The organism is Oceanicaulis alexandrii DSM 11625 (genome assembly GCF_000420265.1).
GTDB lineage: Bacteria > Pseudomonadota > Alphaproteobacteria > Caulobacterales > Maricaulaceae > Oceanicaulis > Oceanicaulis alexandrii.
In genome coordinates this window covers 1,669,264-1,692,318 of record NZ_ATUP01000001.1, presented here as the reverse complement: position 1 = coordinate 1,692,318, position 23,055 = coordinate 1,669,264, and the positions used below count along the sequence as shown (strand labels likewise).

At 63.8% G+C, this 23,055-nt stretch carries 14 protein-coding genes; 8 read left to right on the top strand and 6 right to left on the bottom strand.

Annotated features, from left to right (window positions below; translation table 11 throughout):
- Positions 1–119: 119 nt before the first annotated feature.
- From G405_RS0108290 to G405_RS0108275, 4 genes are read left to right on the top strand one after another with little or no spacing between them, the layout of a single operon-like run.
- The gene (locus tag G405_RS0108290; RefSeq protein ID WP_022701052.1) at positions 120–1,406 is read left to right on the top strand and encodes an MFS transporter; all 1,287 of its coding nucleotides are present in this window, start codon (positions 120–122) and stop codon (positions 1,404–1,406) included.
- 56 nt (positions 1,407–1,462) lie between these two features.
- On the top strand, positions 1,463–2,578 hold the full coding sequence (locus tag G405_RS0108285) for an efflux RND transporter periplasmic adaptor subunit (protein ID WP_233346012.1): 1,116 nt from the start codon (positions 1,463–1,465) through the stop codon (positions 2,576–2,578).
- Positions 2,575–5,688, top strand: coding sequence for an efflux RND transporter permease subunit (locus G405_RS0108280; protein ID WP_022701050.1), 3,114 nt, complete (start codon positions 2,575–2,577; stop codon positions 5,686–5,688). Before G405_RS0108285 ends, G405_RS0108280 begins: the two co-directional genes overlap by 4 nt.
- On the top strand, positions 5,685–7,052 hold the full coding sequence (locus tag G405_RS0108275; RefSeq protein WP_022701049.1) for an efflux transporter outer membrane subunit: 1,368 nt from the start codon (positions 5,685–5,687) through the stop codon (positions 7,050–7,052). Before G405_RS0108280 ends, G405_RS0108275 begins: the two co-directional genes overlap by 4 nt.
- 74 nt (positions 7,053–7,126) lie before the next feature.
- On the opposite strand, the gene G405_RS15455 is transcribed toward G405_RS0108275, so the two are convergent.
- Positions 7,127–8,299: a DUF3089 domain-containing protein gene (locus G405_RS15455; RefSeq protein ID WP_233346011.1), complete on the bottom strand. Its 1,173-nt coding sequence runs from the start codon at positions 8,297–8,299 to the stop codon at positions 7,127–7,129.
- 185 nt (positions 8,300–8,484) lie between these two features.
- Here G405_RS15455 and G405_RS0108265 point away from each other — a divergent pair, with 185 nt between their 5' ends.
- Genes G405_RS0108265 through G405_RS0108255 form a run of 3 tightly spaced genes read left to right on the top strand, consistent with a single transcriptional unit; the run spans position 8,485 to position 12,009 of the window.
- Positions 8,485–9,696 (top strand): thiolase family protein, encoded by a 1,212-nt coding sequence (locus G405_RS0108265; RefSeq protein ID WP_022701047.1) that lies wholly within the window; start codon positions 8,485–8,487, stop codon positions 9,694–9,696.
- 18 nt (positions 9,697–9,714) lie between these two features.
- Positions 9,715–10,911 carry an acyl-CoA dehydrogenase family protein gene (locus G405_RS0108260; RefSeq protein WP_022701046.1) on the top strand — a complete coding sequence of 399 codons (1,197 nt, stop codon included), beginning with the start codon at positions 9,715–9,717 and terminating at the stop codon, positions 10,909–10,911.
- Between the two features lie 3 nt (positions 10,912–10,914).
- Positions 10,915–12,009: an acyl-CoA dehydrogenase family protein gene (locus G405_RS0108255; RefSeq protein WP_022701045.1), complete on the top strand. Its 1,095-nt coding sequence runs from the start codon at positions 10,915–10,917 to the stop codon at positions 12,007–12,009.
- Between the two features lie 19 nt (positions 12,010–12,028).
- Here the strand turns inward: G405_RS0108255 and G405_RS0108250 are convergent, their stop codons facing one another.
- From G405_RS0108250 to G405_RS0108235, 4 genes are all read right to left on the bottom strand, one after another.
- Positions 12,029–12,805, bottom strand: a complete 777-nt coding sequence (locus tag G405_RS0108250) for an SDR family NAD(P)-dependent oxidoreductase (RefSeq protein WP_022701044.1) — start codon at positions 12,803–12,805, stop codon at positions 12,029–12,031.
- 80 nt (positions 12,806–12,885) lie between these two features.
- Entirely contained in the window at positions 12,886–15,846 is a 2,961-nt protein-coding gene (locus G405_RS0108245) for a TonB-dependent receptor domain-containing protein (protein WP_022701043.1), read from the bottom strand.
- Between the two features lie 393 nt (positions 15,847–16,239).
- Positions 16,240–17,466, bottom strand: a complete 1,227-nt coding sequence (locus G405_RS0108240) for a TetR/AcrR family transcriptional regulator (RefSeq protein ID WP_022701042.1) — start codon at positions 17,464–17,466, stop codon at positions 16,240–16,242.
- Positions 17,467–17,521: 55 nt separating this feature from the next.
- Positions 17,522–19,240 (bottom strand): class I adenylate-forming enzyme family protein, encoded by a 1,719-nt coding sequence (locus G405_RS0108235; protein WP_028284651.1) that lies wholly within the window; start codon positions 19,238–19,240, stop codon positions 17,522–17,524.
- A gap of 160 nt (positions 19,241–19,400) precedes the next feature.
- Here G405_RS0108235 and G405_RS0108230 point away from each other — a divergent pair, with 160 nt between their 5' ends.
- Complete coding sequence (locus tag G405_RS0108230; RefSeq protein WP_022701040.1) at positions 19,401–21,443, top strand: 3-hydroxyacyl-CoA dehydrogenase NAD-binding domain-containing protein; 2,043 nt, start codon at positions 19,401–19,403, stop codon at positions 21,441–21,443.
- 15 nt (positions 21,444–21,458) lie between these two features.
- On the opposite strand, the gene G405_RS0108225 is transcribed toward G405_RS0108230, so the two are convergent.
- Positions 21,459–22,940 carry a spinster family MFS transporter gene (locus G405_RS0108225; protein WP_022701039.1) on the bottom strand — a complete coding sequence of 494 codons (1,482 nt, stop codon included), beginning with the start codon at positions 22,938–22,940 and terminating at the stop codon, positions 21,459–21,461.
- Positions 22,941–23,055: the final 115 nt, after the last annotated feature.

Here is a 23,055-nt window from a genome sequence, read left to right as displayed (position 1 = left end):
GGGCCCGAGCAGGCGGGCGCCTTGATCAAGGCGCCCGCCTTAACCCTGATCGAGGAATGAATTGACGCCGCCCCACGGTCTCAGGCACACGCGAAAGTCTGAGATATGGGAGCTGGCCAATGACCAACGCGCCGCAAATGGAAGAACGCAGCCTTTTGGGCGCTGTTATTCAGCTCTGGGCGCTCTTGCTTGGGATCGCGCTGCTGCTCGCCGGCAACGGCTTGCAAGGCACGCTTCTGGGCGTGGTGGCCGAAGACTCCGGCTTTTCCGCCACCCTGACGGGCCTGGTGATGACCAGTTACTTCGCTGGATTTTTCGCCGGGTCAGCCAGCGCCGAACGCCTGATCGCCAAGGTCGGCCATGTGCGCACCTTCGCCGCCCTGGCCTCGATCGGCTCTATCGCGATCCTGGTGCATGGGCTGCTGATTGATCCCATCGTCTGGTCCGGCATGCGCTTTCTGACCGGTTTCAGCTTTGCAGGCCTGTATGTGGTGGCCGAAAGCTGGCTGAATCGCGAAAGCTCCAACACCTATCGCGGGGCGTTGCTGGCGATCTACATGATCATCACCCATGGCAGCCTCGCCATCGGGCAAGGGCTGCTGAACACCGCGCCGACAGCCAGCCTGACGCTCTACGTCCTCTCCTCCATCATCATTTCAGGCGCGCTGGTGCCCATTCTGCTCAGCTCGGCCCCCCAACCGCACTACATTCTGGAGGTCGAGCGCCTGACCCTGCGCAAGCTGTTCGCGATTTCTCCGCTCGGACTGACAGGCAGTTTTTGCGCCGGCGTCGCCAACGGCATCATTCTGGGCATGGGTGCGGTCTATGCGCGCCGCATCGGGCTGGAGGTGAGCGGGGTGTCGGTGTTCATCGCCGCGACCCTGGTAGGCGGCGCCGCCCTGCAATGGCCTATCGGGCGTTTGTCCGACGCCATCGACCGCCGGGTGATCATCGGCGCTGTCGCTTCCGCAGCCGCCGTCGCTGCGGCGCTGCTGCCCATGGCGGCGGACATGGGCCTGATCGCCCTGACCGTGACCGGGTTCTTCGCCGGCGGGCTGACCATGACGCTCTATCCGCTATCCATGGCGCACACTCATGACTGGCTTGAACCCGACCAGATGACGGCGGCGTCAAGCGCGCTGGTCATGGTCTACGGCGCCGGCGCGGTGATGGGGCCCATCGGCACAGGCGTTCTGATGGGCCTGATCGGCCCCAGCGGCTTCGCCTATTACCTGATCGGCTTGTGCCTGCTGCTCTCCGCCATCGCGGTTTACCGGATCACGCGCCGCGAGGCGCCCGACAGCACCGAGGATTACCTGCTCGCGCCCGCCGCCATGGTCGGCGGCGAGTACTGGGCGGAAACCGCCGTGGAGGAAGCCGCAGACGCCGAGAGCGATCCTGCCTGACGCGCAATAAGCCTGGAGATGTGATCCGGTCGGCGCCGGCCTGCGTAGACCGGGGCATGTTCAAACGCTTGATGGTCTGTCTCGCGGCGACGTGTGTCGCCTCCGCCTGTTCGCAGGACCCGTCTTCCGAACCCGGTCAACCGGGCGCGGGAGAGGCGCCCAGGGGTGTCGGCGTGATCGCCCAAGAGGTGATCCTGGAGCGCGAAGCCGAGCGCATCGAAGTGCTGGGCACCGCTCGCGCCCGCGCGAACGCCACGATCTATCCTGAAACCGCCGGACAGGTGGAGGCGGTCGCTTTCTCCGCCGGCGAATGGGTGGAGGGCGGCGCGCCGCTTGTCCGTCTGGAAGCCGATCAGGAACGCCTGGAAGTGCGTCTGTCCGAAGTCGCCGTCAGGGAGGCCGAGCAGTTGCTGGCGCGCTATCGGCGCATCGAAAACACCGGCGCCGTGTCCGACAGCCAGATCGACGAGGCGGAAACCGCGCTGGATGCGGCGCGCATCGAGCTCGAGCAGGCGCGCATCGCCTTGGCTCGCCGCACGGTCTATGCGCCGTTCTCAGGCTATCTGGGCCTGACGGATATTGACGCCGGCGCCCGCATCACGCCCAGCACCGCCATCACCGAGCTGGATGACCGATCGGTCCTGTACGTGGATTTTGACCCGTCAGAGCAGGTCTTCAGCCGCATCTCCGTCGGTGATCGCGTGCAGGCCACGCCCTTCGCCGGCCCCGAACAAACCTATTCCGCCCGCATCATCAATGTGGACAGCCGGATCGATCCGACCTCGCGCACCTTCACCGTCCGCGCCGAGATCGATAACCAGGCGGACGCCCTGCGTCCGGGCATGAGCTTCCGCGTCGGCTTCGAACTGCTTTCCAACACGCGCCCTGTAGTACCTGAAGCCGCGATCAGCTGGGGCAGCGACGGCGCTTATGTCTGGCTGGTCCGCGACGGGCGCGCCGAACGCGAAGCCGTTACGCTGGTCCAGCGCCGGCAGGGCCGTGTTCTGGTCAGCGGCGACCTTTCAGCCGGAGAACTGGTCGTTGCCGAAGGCGTCCAGCGCATGCGCGAAGGCGCGGCCGTTGACCTTCTCGAGATTCGCCGCCGCTCTGACACCGACACGCGCGCCACGGCCGGCGCAACGTCTGTGAGCGATAGCGGGCTGGCGCAATGAAAACGCCCGGATCCGATCTTCCCGCCCTCGCCGTCAAGCGCCCCATTCTGGCGGTGGTGCTCAACCTGATGATCGTGATCGCCGGCCTCGCCGCCTTGCTGGGCGTCGAAGTGCGTGAGCTGCCCGATGTGGACCGGCCCATCGTCACAATCACCGCCGCCTTTCCCGGCGCCGCGCCCGAAACGGTCGATGCGGAAGTCACCAGCGTTCTTGAAGGCGCCGCAGCGCGGGTCTCCGGCGTCCGTGAAATCCGGTCCTCCAGCGAGGAAAACTCCACTCGCATCCGCGTGGAGTTCAATGCGGGCGTGGATCTGGACGCCGCTGCGTCCGACATCCGCGAAGCTGTCAGCCAGGTCAGCCGCCGCCTGCCCGACCGGGTCGAGCAGGTCACGGTCGTCAAGGCCGACAATGACGCTGAATCCATTCTCAGCCTGGCCGTGCTCAGCGATGTATATGACGAGCAGGAACTGACGCGCCTGGTCGAGAACGACATCGTTCCGGAGATCACCGCCGTGGACGGCGTGGCCGCCGTCAATCTGTTCGGCACGCGAGAGCGCCAGCTGCGCGTGGTGATCGATCCGATCCGTCTCAGCCGGTTCGGCCTGACGGTCGGCGATGTGGCGGACGCGCTGCGCCAGGCGCCGTTTGACGTGCCCGTGGGCAGCTTTCGCTCTGAAGACCAGCAACTGATCGTCCGCGCCGAAGCGACGGCTGCGACGCCTGAACGGGTCAAGGACGTGATCATTGACGGCCAGACCCGCATCGGCGATGTGGCGGAAGCCTTTTTCGCGCCGGCTGACGCCTCCAGCTTCACCCGCCTCAATGGCCGCAACATCATCGGCATGGGCGTGATCCGGCAGGCGCGGTCCAACACCATCAATATTTCAGACGCCGTGCAGGCGAGGGTCGAGCAGCTGAACGACCGTTTTGATGACCTTGAGATCCAGGTCACCTCAGACGATGCGCAATTCATCCGCATTTCCGTACAGGAAGTCATGCTGACCCTGGCGCTGACGGTTCTGATCGTGGTCAGCGTCATCTGGGTGTTCCTGGGCAAGTTCCGGGCGACCCTGATCCCCTCCGCCGCCATTCCGGCCGCCCTGATCGGCGCCATCGCCGGGCTCTGGGTCTTCGGGTTCTCGATCAATCTTCTGACGCTGCTGGCGCTGGTCCTCGCCACCGGCCTGATCGTGGATGACGCCATCGTGGTGCTTGAGAACATCCACCGCCTTCAGTCCAAAGGCATGGGACGGCGCGCCGCGGCGGTGATCGGCACGCGCCAGGTCTATTTCCCCGTGGTGGCGACCACGGCGGTACTGGTCGCGGTTTTCGTCCCCATCTCCTTCCTGCCCTCCACCGCCGGGCGCCTGTTCCGCGAATTCGGCTTTCTTCTGGCGCTGGCGGTCATCATCTCTTCCTTCGTGGCGCTGACGGTGGTGCCCGCTTTTGCGGCGCGTCTGAACCTGACCGCCAATGATGACAAGCAAAGCCCGCTCCGCCGGGTCGGCGGGTATCTGGATCGCAGCTATGGCGTCGCGATCCGGGGCGCGCTGAACCATCCCTGGATTACTGTCGGTATTTGCGTCCTTGCGGGCGTCGGGGCCTGTTTCGCCGCGCTTGCGCTTGATCGCGAGCTGACCCCGGAAGAGGACCGCGGCGTCATTTATGTCTGGGCCGGCGGACCGGACGGGGTAGGACTTGATTACATGGACCGTCAGACGGACGCCATTGAAGCCGTCTTGCAGCCCTATGTGGATGACGGAACCATCCAGTCGTTCTTCACAGTGGTAGGCCGTTGGGATCCGAACCGGGTCTTCATCACCGCGCCGCTCGCCCCGTGGGAAGACCGTGACATCAGCCAGCAGGAGCTGGTCGAAGCCCTTCGCGGTCCCTTGTCTGAAATCCCCGGCGTACGCGCCAGCCCGTTCGGGCGCGGCAGTCTGAATGTGGGCGGCGGCCAGCGCAGCGGCATCGAAGTGGCGCTAACCGGCGGTGATTATCTGGAAATCTTCGAGGCGGCGCGGGCGCTGGCGGACGCGATCAACGCCCGGTCCGACATTCTGGAAAACCCCGACATCAGCTATGAGCCGACCCAGCCCCAGCTCTCCATCCAGATCGACCGCCGCCGGGCGGCGGATCTGGGCGTGCCGCTGAGCGAGCTGGCGGTGACCCTGCGCGCCATGGTGGACGGCGACAATCTTGTTGATCTCAACGTAGACGACCAAGCCATTCCGATCATCCTGGAAAGCGAAAGCGGCGCGGTGCGCGACCCTTCCGACCTGCGCAATCTTTATGTTCGATCCAATACCGGCGACCTGATTCCGCTGTCCGCGCTGACCACCATTGTCGAAGAAGGCGTAGCCGCCGAGCTGGATCGCACCGAACAACGCCGCGCCATCGAGTTGGAAGCCGACATTGTGGGCGGCGCGACAATCTCGGATGCTGTCGAAGAGATGCGGCGTCTGGGAGAAGAGACCCTGCCCTCGGACATCGAGATGCTGTTTGAAGGCGAAGCGGAAACGCTCAACCAGGCCACCAGAGAACTCGCGCTGACCTATGGCTTCGCGCTGGTCATCGTGTTTCTGGTGCTGGCGGCCCAGTTTGAAAGCCTGACAGGCCCGATCGTGATCCTGATCACGGTGCCGTTCGCCCTGGCCGCCGCGGTTTATGCACTCTTCTTCACCGGCACGTCGCTGAACATCTTCTCCCAGATCGGGCTGGTCATGCTGATCGGGCTGATGGCGAAAAACGGCATTCTGGTGGTGGAATTCGCCGACCAGCTGCGCGCCGAAGGCAAGTCGGTGCGCGCCGCCATCGAGGAAGCAGCAACCCTGCGTTTGCGCCCCATCGCCATGACGCTGATCTCGACCGTGCTCGGCGCCCTGCCTCTCATCCTCGCGACCGGAGCGGGCGCCGAAGCGCGCGCGTCCATCGGCTGGACGGTGTTCGGCGGTCTGGGACTGGCCGCCGCCTTCACCCTGTTCTTGACGCCGGTCGTCTATCTGGGGCTGGCGCGCTTCGGCACGCCGCGGATCGCCGCCGAACAGCGTCTGGCCGAAGAACTCGACACGGCTGAAAAGGCCGGGATCGAGCCGGGGCCTGCGCAATGACCCTGATACAAAAACTGTCCCCCGCCTTGCTGACGCTTCTGCTCGCAAGTTGCGCCGTCGGCCCGGACTATGTGGCCCCGCAAACGGCCGAGCCAGCCCAGTACAGCCGCACGCTTGAACGCGAGGCCGTCCGCCCGCTTGAAGACGCCTGGTGGACCGGCTTTTCAGAGCCGGAACTCAACACGCTTGTTGAAACCGCCCTCACCCGCAATCTCGACATTCGCCAGAGCGCGGAACGTCTGGTCGCCGCCGAGGCGCTCGCCGGGGCCGCGCGATCGGATTTCCTCCCCACGCTGGACGCGGGCGCAGACGCCAGTGTGCGCACATCCGGTCGGGATACAGCCTCCGCCGGCCTGAGTTTCAGCCAGATCGTGGATGTGAACGGCCAGTTGCGCCGCACCGAAGAACGCGCCCGCGCCAACGTGCTGGCCACGCAATTCGAGCTTTCGGACATCCAGCGCCTGACCGCCGCAACGGCGGTGTCTCTTTATGTGGACGCTCGACGCGCCCGGGCACGATTGACGCTTCTGGACACCTCGCTCGAACTTCAACAGCGCACGCTGGATATCGTCGAGCGTCGCGCCGAGGCCGGCCTGTCCGCCGATCTCGACGTCCGTCGGGCCACCGCCGATCTGGCGCGGACCCGCGCCCAGCGCGGCGCCTTGCAATTGCAGGAAGTCCGGGCGCGCAATGCCCTGGCCGTACTCTTGGGCCAAGCCCCCGGCGGCGTGCTGGATGCTTTGAGCGCGCGCACCGACGCCCCCAGTGACGCTCTGGGCCTGTCCTACGAGGCCGCCATACCGGTCGGCGTCCCCGCCGATCTGCTCCGCCAGCGCCCTGACTTGCGCGCCGCCGAGGCGCGATTGGTCGCAGCGACTGCAGACATCGGCGTGCAACAGGCGGACCTCTATCCGGCCTTGCGTCTGCCCGGCGCGGTAACAGCGGACCTGTCAGATGGCCCGGGCGACGCCATCGCCGCTAGCCTGTCTGTGGTTCTGGACGTGCCCCTGTTTGATTTTGGTCGCCGTCAGGCCGAGGTCGACGCCTCGCGCGCCCGCGCGACCGAAGCGGCGCTGGCCTATCAGCAGGCAGTGCTTGGCGCTTTGGAAGAGGTCGAAACGGGTCTGGTCGCCATTGAGAGCGTCGAAGCGAGGCTCACCGATCTGGAAATCGCCGTGACCGAAAGCGAGCGCGCTTATGACCAGCTCAACGCGCTCTATCGCGAAGGCCTGGCTAGCTTCATCGATGTTCTGGACGCCCAGCGCACGCTGATCGGCAGCCGCGAGGCGCTGGTGGACAGCGAAGCGGATCTGGCGGATGCGATCATCGCCCTCAACCTCGCTCTGGCCGCGCCCACCGCCTGACGTCGCGGCTTTCCATGGAAGACCTCACATCGAGGGCGGAGCCGGGTTGCACCGCGGCCCCGCCCTGATTGGATCTAACGCGCTTCGTAGGTCTCGATCTGACGCGCGGCGAAGTTGATCAGATCCCCCATGGCCACATGCATGTCCACAAGGTGCAGGCCCCAGTCCTCCAGCACCTGACCATTGACCACCACATCACCGACCAGCACGTCGGTGCGCGGGTCCTGCGGGTCGGCGTTCACCGTCACGGAGAGGTATTGGGCGCCATCCTGATCAAGGCATTGCGCGGTCAGGAAACCCGGAAGCTTCATGAAGCGCTCGTCTATCATGGCGACGTCTTCATCAGCCTGTTGGCCATAAGCCTCCGACAGATTGCTCAGATAGGCTTCAAGCGGCGTCGCCTCGGTCGATCCCGGCGCCGCCGGGTTGACGCAGGCCACCGCCATGCCGTCCATCCCGCTGCGGCCAAAGCGCGTGTTTGCAGGCGGCGGGACGTCATCGCGGAAGGTCACGTAAGAGAGGACGCATCCGGCTTCGTCGCCGGAGGTGCAGACCGGCATGACGGAAAAGTCCCCGCCCACGGATTCGCCTTCCGGCACCAGAACGTTATAGCCGATCAGATAGGCGCCGATGATCTGGTCCACGGTCGGTCCCGTCTCGATTTCCTGCGCGATCAGGGTTTTGAGCATGCGTGCGCCCTGGCTGTGACCCACCAGGATCACGCCGCGCCCGTCATTGTCATGCGCCATGTAATGCCGCCAGGCCTCGCGCACATCGCCATAGGCCAGCACGCCGGCGGCCATCGTGTCGCCCTCGCCGGCCATGGCGGCGCGCAAAGCGGGAATGGTCACCTGACGATAAAGCGGCGCAAACGGTCGGCAGACTTCGCTGAAGCGGGCGAACTGGGCGGCTACGACCGCATGCTCTTCCGGGCCGGCCTCAAGATCGCTATTGGCGCCGGGATCGAGGGATACGGTCGGATAGACGTAAAAGCAGTCGACAGCCGGTGCGCTCGCAGCTTGGTGGGTCTCGATCGCCACGGATCCGTCGGTGGCGATGATTGCGGCGGTCAGATCAATGGCGCAGGAATCCTCCCGGCCTGGCCGGCACAGCCAGGTCGCGCCGTCATCATAATCAGGCGCGGCGGCGAAGCCCTCTTGCGCCAGGGCGGGACCTGCGGCGCCCAGAGCGGCGAACGCAACAGCGCTCGCCAGCGTTCTCATCACAGGTTGAAGCTTGGCTCTCATACGGGTCCTCCCCAGGACTTTTGTTATTTGAGTATGCATGAGTGTGGTTGATGGCATTGATAATGTCGACCATAAAGAGAGCCATATTGAGCCCTGTGCGCGATTGCGTCATAAGGCTCCCGAAAAAATAGAAAAACTGGTATGGCGAAACGGGGCTTGCCCTGACGCCCTTGAAAGGACCCGCCATGGCGCGCGAAGCCGTCATCGTCTCCACCGCCCGCACGCCTATCGGCAAAGCCCATCGCGGCGCCTTCAACGCTACCGCGCCTGACCGGCTCGCCGCCCACGTGATGAACGCAGCGGTGGACCGGGCCGGGATTGACCCTGACCGGATCGACGATGTGATCTTCGGCGTCGGCAACCAGTACGGACCGCAGTTTTACAATCTGGCGCGAATGAGCGTGTTCACCGCCGGTTTGCCGAAAACCCTCCCTGCGACTTCAATCGACCGCAAATGCGCTTCAGGTCTGACCGCTATCGCGTTCGCTGCGCGCTCAATCATGTCCGGAGACGCCGACGCGATGCTCGCCGGCGGGGTGGAGTCTGTCTCATCTACCCGATTGCCGGGCCTGCCGGACGCCAGCTGGCGCTCGGACAGCGTTCTGGAGGCCGCGCCTGACGCCTATATGGCCATGATCGAGACCGCCGAGATTGTCGCTCAGCGCTATGACATCAGCCGCGAAGCGCAAGACCGCTACGCCGCCGAGAGCCAGCAACGCGCCGCGGCGGCCATCGAAGCGGGGCATCTGGACGCGGAGATCGTGGCGCTGGAGACCGAAAAGATCGTGCGCGCCAAGGATGGCGGCGAGACCGGGCGTGAAACCGTCCGATTGACCGCCGATGAAGGCGTGCGTCCCGGCACGACCTATGAGGCGCTCTCGGCCCTGAAACCGGTTTGGAGCGGCGGCGAGACCATTGCTGAGGGCGCATATGTCACAGCGGGCAACGCCAGCCAGCTCTCTGACGGCGCCGCGGCGCAAATCCTGATGGATCGCGACACGGCCAAGGCCGAAGGCCGCGAGGTGCTGGGCGTGTTTCGCGGGTTTCAGGCTGCAGGCTGCGCGCCTGACGAAATGGGCATCGGGCCGGTCTTCGCCATCCCCAAGCTTCTGGACCGTGCCGGGCTGACAATCGGCGATATCGGGCTGTGGGAAATCAACGAAGCGTTCGCCAGTCAGATCGTTTATTGCCGTGACCGGCTGGGAATTGACCCCGAGACGCTTAATGTCAACGGAGGCGCAATCGCCGTCGGGCATCCGTTCGGCATGACCGGATCACGCCTGGTGGGCGCGGCCTTGCTGGAAGGACGTCGGCGCGGCGTGCGATATGTGGTCGTATCCATGTGTGTGGCTGGCGGCATGGGAGCGGCCGGACTGTTTGAACTGGTCGACCAATAATAGCGGGAGGAGACCTTAATGGATCTCGATTTTACCGAAAAAGACGAAGCCTTCCGCGAGGAAGTGCGCGCATTTCTCAAGGACAAGCTGCCTGCGCGGCTGTCTGACAAGGTGCGCCGGGGTCAGCACCTGACCAAGGCGGACATGGAGGAATGGCACGCCATCCTCAATGATCGCGGCTGGCTGGCCCCGCACTGGCCTGAAGAGCGCGGCGGCACCAATTGGAGCGTGGTGCAAAGTTTCATCTTCGAAACCGAAACCGCGCTGGCGCATGCCCCGCGCATCGTGCCGTTCGGCGTCTCCATGCTCGGCCCGGTGTTGAACAAGTTCGGCACCGAAGAGCAGAAAAACCACTGGCTGCCCCGCATTCTGGACGGCACCGATTGGTGGTGTCAGGGCTATTCCGAGCCGGGCGCCGGCTCTGATCTCGCCTCCCTGAAGACCTCCGCCGTGCGCGAAGGCGATTTCTACATCGTCAACGGGCAGAAGACCTGGACCACGCTGGCTCAATACGCGAACAAGATTTTCTGCCTGGTCCGCACCAGCAAGGAAGGCAAGAAGCAAGAGGGCATCTCCTTCCTGCTGATCGACATGGACACGCCCGGCCTGGAAGTGCGCCCGATCAAGCTTCTGGACGGCGACCACGAGGTCAACGAGGTCTGGTTCTCCGATGTGAAGGTTCCTGTCGAGAATCTCGTCGGCGAAGAGAACAAGGGCTGGACCTGCGCGAAATACCTATTGAGCTATGAGCGCACCAATATCGCCGGGGTCGGATCTTCCATGGCCGCGTTCGAGCGACTGAAAGAGGTCGCGCGGACCACCCGTCGCGGCGCCGCCGCCTTGATCGAAGATCCGCTGTTCGCCGCCCGCATGGCCGAGATCGAGATTGATCTGGAAAACATGCGCACCACCAATCTGCGCGTGCTGGACAGCGTGGGTCGCGGCCAGACGCCGATGGCGGAATCCTCCATGCTGAAAATTCGCGGCACGGAAATCCGTCAGAAAATCACGGCCCTGATGCGCCGCGCCGCTGGCCGTTACGCGCAGCCTTTCATGGAGGAAGCGCTGGAAGGCGGCTTCAATGGCGAGCCGGTAGGCCCTGACTGGGCGGCGCCGGTGGCTTCGCAATACTTCAATAATCGCAAACTTTCGATCTTCGGCGGCTCCAATGAGGTGCAGCGCGAGATCATCGGCAAATCGATGATGGGGCTCTAGGACATGGATTTTTCCTTGGGTGACGACCGCCGCATGATGGCGGATTCACTGTCACGGTATTTCTCCGACACGCTGGACTGGGAGGCGCGTCAGGCGGCCGCTCACGGCGAAGACGGCTTCAGCCGCGACATGTGGTCAGGCCTCACGGAACTGGGCGTGCTGGGCATGCTGTTCTCTGAAGAGGCGGGCGGCTATGGCGGCTCTGCGTTTGACGCCGGCGCCGTGTTTTCAGAAGTCGGCAAGGCGCTCGCCACCGGACCGTTCCTGGCGACGTTGATGGCAGGCAAGGTGCTGGAAGCGGCAGGTGAAGCGGACGTTTTGGCGGACGTCATAGCCGGCTCGCGCATCCTCACCTTCGCCGACGAGCCCGCCATAAACGCCGACGGAAGCGTGGTCGCCCCGGTCCGTGCGACGCAGGACGGCGACACCTGGCGACTGAGCGGCGCGAAAGGCGTGGTTGACTATCTGGGCGCGGCGGATCTGATTGTTGTGACCGCCGAAACCGATGCAGGCCCCTCCACCTTCCTCGTGGGCTCCGATGCGGACGGCCTCAAGCGCCGGTCCTATCGGCTTGTTGACGGCGGCGCAGCCGGCGAGCTGACGCTCGACGACACGCCTGCGCGCCTGATCGGCGAAGCGGGCGGCGCACAAGACGCCATCGACGCGGCCTGCGCGATAGGCCTGGTGGCCACGGTCTGGGAAGCGGTTGCGATCATGGAAGTCCTGCGCGACGCCACGATCGACTATCTGGGCACCCGCAAGCAGTTCGGCGTGCCGATCGGCGCGTTTCAGGCGCTCAAGCACCGCATGACAACCGTCGCGCTTGAGATCGAGCAGGCGCGTTCGTCCGCCATCAACGCGGCCGCATACTTCGCCAAAGAGCCGGCGGTGCGTGACCGCTTCGGCTCGGCGGCGAAATACACCATCGGCAAGGTGGGCGCGCTCACCGCGGAAGAAGCGATCCAGATGCATGGCGGCATTGGCATGTCGTGGGAAATGCCGCTTTCGCATTTCGCCAAGCGTCTGATCATGCTCGACCATGTGCTCGGCGATGAAGACGCGCACATGGCGCGCTACCTCAAGCTCGCCGCCTCCTGACGGCACGACCGTCGGCGGCTCAGACGAGCACGCCGGCGGTCACCCCGCCGTCAATCACCATCATCTGCCCGGTCATCCAGCCCCCGGCGCGCCCTGCGAGATAGACCGCAGCGCCGGCGATATCGTCCGGCTCGCCAAGCCGCCGCAAGGGCGTACGCTTTGACACGGCCGCTTCGGCTTTAGGATCTTCCCAGAGCGCGCGGGCGAACTCCGTCTTCACGACCCCCGGAGCAATCGCGTTCACCCGGATATTATGAGGTCCGGCCTCCAGTGCGTAATTGCGCACCAGCTGGAAATCCGCCGCCTTGGAAATGTTATAGGCGCCGATGGTTTCAGAGCCGCGCAATCCGCCGATGGACGAGACGACGATGATCGACCCATCCTGTTTCGCGCGCATGTCGGGCAAAGCCAGCTGGATCAGCCAATGGTTCGAAATAATGTTGTTGTTCAGCACCTTGCGAAACTGCTCGTCGCTGATCGTATCCATGGAGCCGTAATGCGGATTGCTCGCCGCGTTACACACCAGGATATCCACCGGCCCGAATGTGCTGCGGGTCTGCGCGAACAGGGCCTCAAGGTCGGATTTGGATGAGATGCTCGCCGCCATCGCCATGGCGCGCTGCTCGCCATGGGCGTCATTGATGGCGTCCGCCACCACGTCACAGTCTGCCTGAGTGCGGCTTGAGATGACCACGCGCGCGCCCCGGGCGGCCAGCTGTTCAGCGATCGCGCGTCCAATGCCGCGAGAAGACCCCGTGATGATGGCGGTCCTTCCTGTGAGGTCGAAGAGATCCATGGCGAGCCTTTCTGTTGCGTCGGGTCAATAAAAAAGAGGCCGGGACTCGCCCGGCCTCAAGGGGAGATTACAGATTTGCGCTAGAAACGCGCGGTCAGGCCGAGCCGGTAGACCCGTCCCAGCGGGTTGCCGATATAGGGATCATAGCTCAACTCCAGCCGCGCAGCAGGCGGATCGGTGTCGAACATGTTCTCCACTCCGACCTGCAATTGAAGATCCGTCCCGAGCGCCGACAGATCCACCGATCCGGTCAGGTCGTGCTGGGTATAGGACTCCACTGTCCGCGCGAAATTGGTGTCGCCAAACTCCGGCGTTTGCGTACAGGCCGCGTTCGACGGGCAGCGGTTATCCTCCACGCCGTCGATATAGGTCACGCTGTAGGTCGCATTGTACCGACCCCGGCTGAGGCTGGCGAAACCGCTCGCCCGCCAGGGCGAGACCGTACCCGGCGCGCGGTTGTAGTTCGCAAAGCCGGCCGCATCATACGCCCCGTCAAAGGTCAGGCCCTCATAGACGAATTCGCCAAACTCGTACTCTGCGGTGTAGGTGGCGTTCAGCCCGCCGGAAAAGGCGTACGGACCGAAATCGCCGTCATAGTTCAGCGAGAAATCGAACCCGTTCGTGGTCACGTCCGGGCCGTTCACCACCTGCACGAGAATGCGGGAGATGTCGTTGGCGGTGGTGCTGGCGTCGCAAACTCCGCCGGCGAACACCACGAACTCGACGAACGGGCTGGCGCAATTGACCGCCTGGGTGCCGTCCGTCACCGGGCCGGGCGCGACTGCGCTGGCGATCGCCTGAACCGGCAGTTCCGTGAAGCGTCCCTCAAAATCATAATTCCAGTAATCGACGCTGGCGCTGAAGCCGCCCGCCTGAAACAGAACGCCGAAATTATAGGTCAGCGCCGTTTCAGGTGAAAGATTGCGGTTACCCGCGATCTGGTTGGCCTTGAAGGCGCCGCCCGCCGCGTCAATGCCTTCCACAAGAGTCAGGCCGTCGCCTTCAAGATCGCTCGGCAACGGAGCGCGGAAGGTGTCGCCGACAGAGGCGCGCAGCGCCACGCGGTCGGTCACCTGCCAGCGTGCGGAGAGCTTGGGATTGAAGGTGGAGCCTACCGGATCGCCATAGTCCTCGTACCGAACGGCGCCGGTCACTTCGAACCCGTCAAAGGGCTCGATCAGGGCTTCGGCGAACAGGGCGTAGACGTCCTGCTCCACATTCACGGTGGAGTACTGCCCCAGGAAGATGAACGGACCGATCGGCAGATCATTGTCATTGGGATCATCCAGGCAGGTCCTCACGCCCTCGACGGCGCACGGATAACCATCCGGATCGCTAAAGACGTTTGCCGGCAGGGATTCGTATTCGGTCCGGCGATACTGGGCCCCGAACGCGTAGTCCACCTGCTGGCCGAACACCGTGTCATACCCGCTGAAGATCAGATCCAGAATGAACTGATCCTCGGTCTGGTCGGTGCCGCTGGGTTGATACATCCAATTGATCAGATCGAGATCGTTCTCATTGCCTGCCACATAGGCGGGATTATCAAGGCCGAGCGTGGGGTGGCCCGGCGCGGAATTGATGAAGGGATTGAAGTACAGGCAGCCATTGGCGCCCGGCGTCGTCCCGGAGCAGTCTGGCCCGCCCAAGCCGTTGAGCGCCCGCTGCAACCGATCGCCGACGAAATCTCGCACGGCGTTCTTGCGGTTGGAGTGAATGGCGGTGGCGTAGAGCTCGGCCCTCAGGCTCTCCGAGAAATCATGCTCGAATCCAGCCGAAATACGCCAGGCTTCGTTTTCCGCCGAGCCCAGACCAGCCCCACGCTCATCCAGCGGATTGCCGCCCAGCGCAAAGGGCCGGAAGAACAAGATGTTGGAGAGCGAGGACAGATAGGCGGGCGATCCCGCGGGGAAGGTTTGCGACAGGAAAGTCGCATAGCCCGGATTCGTGGCCGGAACTCTGAACGCGTTGGCGCTGCCCGGCCCCAAAGGCCCTTGCACAGGCGGATAACTTGGCGAGCCGGCATAGTTGATCATTTCCATGCCGGCATAGATCGCCTCGGCATGGAAAGAAGTGGCCGTCCCCAGCTCCACGTCGATCTGGCCATAGATCTGATAGCGGTCCTCTTTCTCCACCAGATTGGTGAAGTCGACATAGGAATACCGGCACACCGGATAGGCGGTGGTCGGCGAGACCGGGAACACCCCGTCAAACCCGCCCATCGCGTTGCATGTGTCCAGTTGCGCGCCGTCCACGCCCAGCCCGACCACGCCGAAGCCCGGAATGATCGGCAAATACGTGCCCGGATTGGACAGAAAGGAATATCCCGTTGGGTTCACGGCGTAGTCGGCTTGCGTGAAATCAGGCTCTGTGTTGGGCAATTCGTTGCGGCGCTGCCAGCCTGCGCCCACCATCACGTCTACGGCGCCGAAGCGGTCTCCCGCGAGCACGCTCGCCTGATAGTTACCGTCTGAGCCGTCGACGAAGTTATAGCTGCCGGACACCTCGACGCCCTCAAACCCGTCATAGGTGACGAAATTGGCCACGCCCGCGATGGCGTCAGAGCCATAGGTGGAGGCCGCGCCGTCCTTGAGCACCTCAATGCGCTGGATCGCAAAGAACGGAATGAGGTTGGTGTCGGTCGACCCTGTGCCGGGGCTTGAAATGGTACGGCGACCATTGAACAGGACCAGCGTGCGCTCGCGTCCCAGGCTTCGAAGATTGATCGAGCCCACCCCCTGCTCCGTGCCGGCGGCATACTGGTTGGAATCGCCCATCACCGGTCCCACGGACGGCAATGTCTTCATGAATTCAAGCGGACTGTCGATGCCGCGATTATCCAGTTCCTGGGCCCCGAACACATCCACCGGCAGCGCGCCGTCCTCGCCGCGGCCGCGGATATAACTCCCGGTCACGACAATACGGTCTGCGTTGCGAGTTTCGGCCTGTGCGGCGTCCGTGTTCTCCTGCGCGGCTGCGGCCGCCGTCAGAGCCAACGGGGCCCACATGGCGCTGAGCATAAGCTTCGCCTTGGTCTGCATGATGATCTCTCCTCCCGACCCTCGTTGAGGTCTTGTTCGCCGTCTTGTTGACGGCGTCGCACGCCTTTTCGGCGCTTTATCGTGATTATCTGGCCGCTGAGCGCTTTCGCGCGCCGGTTGGGCCCCTTCTCCAGCAATCGAGAAGGGCGGCCCCTGTGCGGCGATCCGGCTGCATTGCTCCCCCAAAAGCCTTCATGACGGAAACGCTACAGCTTCCATGATTGCGTTCAAGAAAAAAATAGAATGACCGGTATGTTCAAAATTCCCATACAGGGCGCCGCAATCAGCGTTTATGCCGATACTGTTTGAACTACGAGTTTGCCATATCCATATAACATGAGGCGCGCACAGCTTGGCTGTGAGCGCACGTCAGGCTCTCAAACAGTCTGATTTTCAGAGGTCCTGGACGATCCCGCGCGTGATGATCGAGGCGTAGGTCTCGATGGCGACATCCGGGGATTGGTCGGCGGCCCAACGGCGCATCTCAAACGCGGTGTTGAGCGTCGCCATGACCATCTGGGCGGCGATCAAAGGATCTATCGCCTTGATGGAGCCTTCAGTGATGCCGTCGATCAAAACCCCGGCATACCGGCGGGCCATGCGGTTGGATCGCTCGATGACGCCTGCGCGCACATCAGGCGGCAGGGCGTATAGCGCCGTGGTGCGCAACAACGGAGACTCGCCATAAAGCTGCAGGTCGAGCAAGGACGCCACTGATGAGCAGAGCCTGGCGTGGTGGTCGCCCTCGACGCGCTCCGCCGCGCGCTGCGCCAGCGACACCCGCGCATAGCTCAGATCAAAACAGGCCAGCACCAGGTCATCCTTGCTCTGCAGATGGTGGTAAAAGCTGCCCTTGGTGACGGAAAGCTCGGCGGCGATCTTGTCCACCGATGCGCCGCGATACCCCCATTCATTTATGGTGATGGCGGCGGATTTGAGAAAGGCGATATTCATCTCGCCCAGCCCTTCAAGGGTCTCTGGGCGGTCCACCGTCAGCGCAACCGGATCCCAGCGACGCCCCTTGGCTGACACCCCATAAGCGAGGACTTCGCTGAAACGATGGGCGACGCGTTCGAAATCCCCCAGCGAATAGCGCCGCAGCCAGGCCTGGGCCCAGAACAGGTTTTCCAGCAACACATGCGTTTGCGCCGTGGCGAGCGTCTTGCGCGCGGGTTCATCCCGATCAAAGAAAGTGCGCACCCGGCGAAACAGGGCGATGTATTTGTCGCTCAGTTGCGAACGTAGAGGCTCTTCCAGGCTGCGGATGTGAGAGAGGTTCGCCACCGGCGGCGCATCGCCGGAGCGGATCGCCGCGAACAACTCCAACACCGACCAGACCATGCAATGCAGCTTGTCATAAGGGTCGCGCTCAAGCGCAGCGCGCTCAACGATGTCGGAATAGCGCTGGATTGCGTCCGACAGGATCGCCTCGGCCAGCAAATCCTTGCGCTTGAAGTAATAGGTGATGCTGGTGGTGTTGAGATCGATGGCGTGGGCCACCTTGGTCAGGGTCATGCCCTTGAAGCCCAGTTCGTTCATCAGCTCGGTCGCGGCCGAGACAATCTGGTCGCGCTTGCGATCAAAGCGGCTGGCGGCGGCTGGGGGAGCGATCTCGTTCATTTCGCCAGCTTATAGCGCGTCATGCTGAACGTCACCGCCCAAGCCCCCAACACATTCAGGCGGGGCTTCGCCGGGCCGATTCAGCCGCCAAAATTTTGCGCACCTCGGCCTTGAGGATTTTACCGCTGGCGTTGCGCGGCAAGGGCGCGTCATGAACCTGGATAAGCACCGGCGTTTTAAACCCTGCGAGCCGCTCTCGCACGAAAGCCTGAAGCGTTGGCTCGTCTACTGACGCGCCATACGACAGCGTGATGAGCGCTGCTGGCTCCTCTCCCAAGATCTGGTGCGGGATAGCCGCCACCGCCGCATCCACAACGGCAGGATGCTCATACAGGCGGTTCTCCACCTCGACCGGGTAAATATTCTCGCCGCCGCGGATGATCACATCCTTGGACCGGTCGACGATGTAGCAGAACCCGTCCTCATCCAGACGCGCGACATCCCCCGTCCGCACCCAGCCGTCGATAAAGGTGTCAGCCGTGGCGTCAGGCTTGTTCCAATACCCTGTCACCACCATTGGCCCGCGCGCCCAGAGCTCGCCGACCTCTCCGGTCTCGAGTTCATTCGCACCGTCCAGGCTCATGATCTTCAGCTCGGCGACCGCTACGGGCGGACCACAACTGCCGGGACGATTGAGATAATCTTCTCCGTCATGCCGAGTGACGGTGCCGCTGGTCTCCGTCATGCCCCAGCCCGTGCCAGGCTCGCAGCCCAGATCCTCATGAAGCCGACGCACCAGCTCGGGCGCCGCCGGCGCGCCGCCATAGGCCACGCCTTCAAGCGAGGAGAGGTCAAATTCACCCCGCTGAGGATGCTCAAGAAGGCTCCAGGCGATGGCGGGCACGCCCCCTGTGTAAGCGATCTTTTCGCGCTCGATGATCTGAAGCGCCTCAAGCGGGTCCCATTTGTTCATCAGCACCATTGTGTGGCCCACATGAAGGCTCGACAGCATGCGCGCATTGCAGGCGGTCACATGAAAGAGCGGGATCGGCAAGAGCGAGGCGCGCGGTTGCGGCTCTGGAACCGGCTCACCCCGCCGCAGCGCCGCGAACGCCCCGGCATAGGCGGTGGCCAGCACATTGCTCATGGAACTGCGGTGCGTTCCCAGAGCGCCTTTCGGACGGCCTGTGGTGCCTGAGGTGTAAAATAGGGTCGCCGGATCATCCGCCGCGATGTCCACATCCGGCAGGGATTGATCAGCTAACGCCGCCCAGTCGTTCGGCGCGCCGATCACGTCCTCAAGGCGCTCAGCATCGACAGGGGCGTCCGCGCTGCACACCAGAACATCCAGAGACAGGCTTGCGCCTGAGAGCACTGCCCAACGCTCCGCATCGCAGATCAAGCTTCGCGCGCCGCTATCATCTAGCGCATAGGCCAGCTCGTCCGCCGTCCACCAGGCGTTCAAGGGCACGATAATGGCGCCGACCGCGGCGGCGGCGAAAAACGCGACCGGAAACTCGGGCAGATTGCGCATGGCGATCGCGACGCGGTCGCCCTTGGTCACGCCTCGCGCGCGCAACGTCTGAGCCAGCAGGGCCGCAGCATTGCAAAACGCGCGGAAACTCACTCGCTCATCACCCAGAACCAGAAATTCGCGGTCGCCATGACTGACGGCCGCACGCACCAGGTCAGGCAGAGTTTGCGGGCCGTTCTTCCACACGCGCACCGGCGCGCCATTGATCTCGCGCACTTCAAATTCGAAAAGAGACCCCGGCTCGCACAAGCGCTTCCGCGCTTCACTCACCGACAGAACCGGCCAAGCGCTTCCGCCCATCATCCACCTCCCGTTTTATTGTATGTATTGTTTTTTGCCACGTTATCCGAACCCAGCAGGCCCGGCAATCAAGCCCTCGTGGCGAGCAAGCCTTGACCCCACGACACAAGACAATAGAAAATCGGGTATGACACTGCGCCCGACAGAAGGAAGAGCGACGATGAGCGTGACCACACACATCACACATGGCGTCCTTGTGGTGGTCTCCGACAACCCGCCCGTGAACGCCCTGTCGCACGCCGTGCGCTCTGGCCTGATGACCGCCATCGAGACCGCGCGAACCGACCCGGCGATCAAAGCCGTGGTGATCGCCTGCGACGGCCGCACCTTCCACGCCGGCGCGGACATCACAGAGTTCGGCAAACCGCCGCAAGCGCCCTCGCTGCCCGATCTGATCGAACAGATCGAAGCGCTGGACAAACCCGTGGTCGCCGCGCTTCACGGCACGACCCTTGGCGGCGGGCTGGAGGTGGCGCTTGGCGCTCACTACCGCATCGCCGCTGCGGGATCGAAACTCGGCCTGCCGGAAGTGAAACTGGGACTTCTGCCCGGCGCTGGCGGCACCCAGCGCCTGCCGCGCCTTGTGGGCGTCGAAGCGGCGCTCGGCATGATCGCCAAGGGCGATCCGATCAGCGCTGAAAAAGCCCAAGGCTTGGGGCTCGTCGACAGACTGGTCGCGCCGGAAGACTTGCGCGAGAGCGCCATCGCCTTTGCGCAAGAGAAAGTCGGCCAGCCGATCCCGCGGACGGGCGCCCGCACAGACAAGCTTTCGACTGACCGGGAAGCATTTGACGCGTTCGCCAAAGCCAATGCCCGGCGCTTTCGGGGGCTTGAAGCGCCGCAGGCCTGTATCGAGGCCGTAAAGGCCGCGACAGAAACATCCCTGGACGAAGGGCTGAAGACAGAGCGCGCCCTGTTCACCCGGCTGATGACCGGGGACCAGTCCGCCGCCCTGCGCCATCTGTTCTTCGCCGAACGCGCCGCCGCCAAGATCGACGACGTGCCCAAAGACACCCCGCGCATCCCGGTGAAAACAGTCGGCGTCATCGGCGCCGGCACCATGGGCGGCGGCATCACCATGAACTTCCTGTCCGCCGGCATACCGGTGACCCTGGTGGAACGCGAACAGGACGCGCTCGATCGCGGCGTGGCGACCATCCGTAAAAATTATGAGGCGAGCGCCGCCAAAGGCCGTCTGTCCAGTGAACAGGTCGAACAGGCCATGGCCCTGCTGACGCCGACGCTGGAGATGGAGGCGCTATCGGACTGCGATCTCGTCATAGAGGCGGTGTTCGAGCTGATGAAGATCAAGAAAGAGGTCTTCAGCCGCCTTGATTCCATCGTGAAGCCGGGCGCGATCCTCGCCACCAATACGAGCTATCTCAATGTGGACGACATTGCGGCCACGACCAAACGCCCGGAGTCGGTGGTGGGGCTGCATTTCTTCTCGCCCGCCAACATCATGAAGCTGCTGGAAATTGTCCGGGGCGCGAAAACCTCTGACTCCGTGCTTGCGACCGCCATGGACCTGTCGCGCAAGATCGGCAAGGTCGCGGTCGTCTCAGGGGTGTGTGACGGCTTCATCGGGAATCGCATGCTCGCCCAGCGCCAGGCCGAGGCCAACAGCCTGATCCTGGAAGGCGCCAAGCCCTGGGATGTGGACCGGGTGTTGGTGGAGTTCGGCCTGCCCATGGGCCCCTTCCAGATGGCGGACCTGGCCGGTCTCGACATTGGTTGGGATCCGGAAACAACTGCGTCCTCCACCGTACGCGAGATCCTATGCGAGGAAGGGCGGCGCGGACAGAAAACCCAGGCCGGTTTCTATGATTACGACGCCAATCGCCGCGGCGTTCCCTCCGCCCATGTGGAAGAGGTGATCGCGCAGCTCGCCGAAAAAGCGGGTTATGTCCGCCGCGAGGTCGAAGACCAGGAAATCCTTGAGCGCCTGCTTTACCCGATGGTGAATGAAGGCGCGAAAATCCTGGAAGAAGGGATCGCCCAGCGCGCCTCCGACATCGACGTGGTCTGGGTGTATGGCTATGGCTGGCCCAGCTATCGCGGCGGTCCGATGTTCTGGGCCGACCAGATCGGGGCCAAGACGGTGCTCGAGGGCCTGGAGCGGCATGCCGATCGCCTGGCCGAGGGCTTTGAGATCAGCGCGCGTCTGCGTCAGACCGCGGAAACGGGCGGCGCATTCAACTAGCGCCGCCCGCGCGCCTTACGCCACCAGATCCTGCTTGAGCTTGCGGGCGCAGAGCACGAAGAACCCGGCCGCGACCACATAGATCAGGGCGATGGTGACCATGGAATACTCCGTGCTCGCCGCGTTCGCCTCGACACAGAACGCATAAAGCGCGTCTGACGATCCCGTGGCGGCCTCCCCGGCCAGCCGGGCGGCGTTTGCGGCCGTTTGCGCGGCGTCGCACGCCGCCCGATCCACCGCAAAGCCCAGATCCGCCGCTACGCGCATGCGGGCGAACCAGAAGTCACTCACCACGCCGGCGAACAGCGGGCCAAGGCCGTAGCCCAGCAAATTCACCACGAACAACAAGATGGCCGTGGCCGTCGCGCGCACCCGCGTGCTCACCACGCCCTGACCGATGGTGTATTGCGCGGCGAGATAGCCGTATTTGATGAAGCCGCCCAGAGACAGGGTCAGCACGCACAGCCAGGCGATCTCCGTCGTGAAGGCGACCACATAGAAGGGCACGGACAAGGCCAGCCCGCCTGCAGCGAGCCAGGCGATGGCCGCGGCGTTCTTCTTCTGAAGGCGCGTCGCCAGCCAACCCAGCGCGAAGGTGCCAATGGCGCTGGCCAGCGCGGCGGGCGTATTGAAATACACCGCCGCCTGCCCGGTGGTCAGCTCGAAGCTGCGCACCACGTACAGCGTCAGAAAGCTTGAAATGCCATAGCCGCAGAAAGCAGCGACCGTCGCTCCGGCCGTCATCGTCCAGTAGGACGGCTTGGCCAATAGCTCTTTCATCGCCGCGCCGAAATCGGCTTTCTCAGGACGCGGCGCGTTGGGCGGATCGGTATAGCCGCGCGGCGGTTCCTTGATGGTGAGCCACAACACTGCGCCGATGGCGATGCCGGGCACACCGAGGATGAAGAACGCGGCGCGCCAGCCGAACGCATCTGTGACCGGTCCGCCGATCAAGCTGGCCAGCATGGACCCCAGCGTCACGCCCATGGCGTAATAACCCAGCGCCGAGGAGCGGTTTTGAGGGGCGTAATAATCGGCGAGCAAGGAGTTGGCGGGCGGCGTGCAGCCCGCCTCGCCCAGCCCGACGCCGATGCGGAACAGCAAGAGCAGCCAGAACCCGCCGATGACGAAACCGAAAATCGTCACATCCATGGCCAGGCCGCACACCGCTGTCATCAGCGACCAGAACGCCACCGAGACTGCAATGATGATCACCCGGTTCTTGCGCTCCGCCAGCCGGGCGATAGGGATGCCCGCCAGCGTGTAGAGCATGGCGAAGCCAAAGCCCGTGAGCAGCCCGAAGCCGGTGTCGTCAATCCCAAGGTCCGCCTTGATCGGCGCCGCCGCGACCGCCAGCAAGCCCCGGTCCACAAAGTTCAGGATGTAAACCACTAGCAAGGCGTTCAGGACATAAAAGCGATACCGCGGCGTACCGTAGTTTCGACCCGCTTCGCCTACACTGCCGCCAACGGCTTCACCGCTTGCATCATTCGCCATGTATACCCCCTGTATGCGCTCGTTTTCGAGTGGCGCTTATTTGGTTCATGGCCATACCGTAGTTTCTGATCACCCACGCGCAAGAGCGCCTGAAGGAAATCACGCGCAAACCCGA

Excerpts from the sequence above, each read along its gene's own strand:
- G405_RS0108245 (WP_022701043.1), bottom strand. The coding sequence starts at position 15,846 with ATGCAGACCAAGGCGAAGCTTATGCTCAGCGCCATGTGGGCCCCGTTG.
- G405_RS0108275 (WP_022701049.1), top strand. The coding sequence starts at position 5,685 with ATGACCCTGATACAAAAACTGTCCCCCGCCTTGCTGACGCTTCTGCTC.
- G405_RS0108240 (WP_022701042.1), bottom strand. The coding sequence starts at position 17,466 with ATGAACGAGATCGCTCCCCCAGCCGCCGCCAGCCGCTTTGATCGCAAG.
- G405_RS0108285 (WP_233346012.1), top strand. The coding sequence starts at position 1,463 with ATGTTCAAACGCTTGATGGTCTGTCTCGCGGCGACGTGTGTCGCCTCC.
- G405_RS0108280 (WP_022701050.1), top strand. The coding sequence starts at position 2,575 with ATGAAAACGCCCGGATCCGATCTTCCCGCCCTCGCCGTCAAGCGCCCC.
- G405_RS0108260 (WP_022701046.1), top strand. The coding sequence starts at position 9,715 with ATGGATCTCGATTTTACCGAAAAAGACGAAGCCTTCCGCGAGGAAGTG.
- G405_RS0108225 (WP_022701039.1), bottom strand. The coding sequence starts at position 22,940 with ATGGCGAATGATGCAAGCGGTGAAGCCGTTGGCGGCAGTGTAGGCGAA.
- G405_RS0108250 (WP_022701044.1), bottom strand. The coding sequence starts at position 12,805 with ATGGATCTCTTCGACCTCACAGGAAGGACCGCCATCATCACGGGGTCT.
- G405_RS0108230 (WP_022701040.1), top strand. The coding sequence starts at position 19,401 with ATGAGCGTGACCACACACATCACACATGGCGTCCTTGTGGTGGTCTCC.
- G405_RS0108235 (WP_028284651.1), bottom strand. The coding sequence starts at position 19,240 with ATGGGCGGAAGCGCTTGGCCGGTTCTGTCGGTGAGTGAAGCGCGGAAG.
- G405_RS15455 (WP_233346011.1), bottom strand. The coding sequence starts at position 8,299 with ATGAGAGCCAAGCTTCAACCTGTGATGAGAACGCTGGCGAGCGCTGTT.
- G405_RS0108255 (WP_022701045.1), top strand. The coding sequence starts at position 10,915 with ATGGATTTTTCCTTGGGTGACGACCGCCGCATGATGGCGGATTCACTG.
- G405_RS0108265 (WP_022701047.1), top strand. The coding sequence starts at position 8,485 with ATGGCGCGCGAAGCCGTCATCGTCTCCACCGCCCGCACGCCTATCGGC.
- G405_RS0108290 (WP_022701052.1), top strand. The coding sequence starts at position 120 with ATGACCAACGCGCCGCAAATGGAAGAACGCAGCCTTTTGGGCGCTGTT.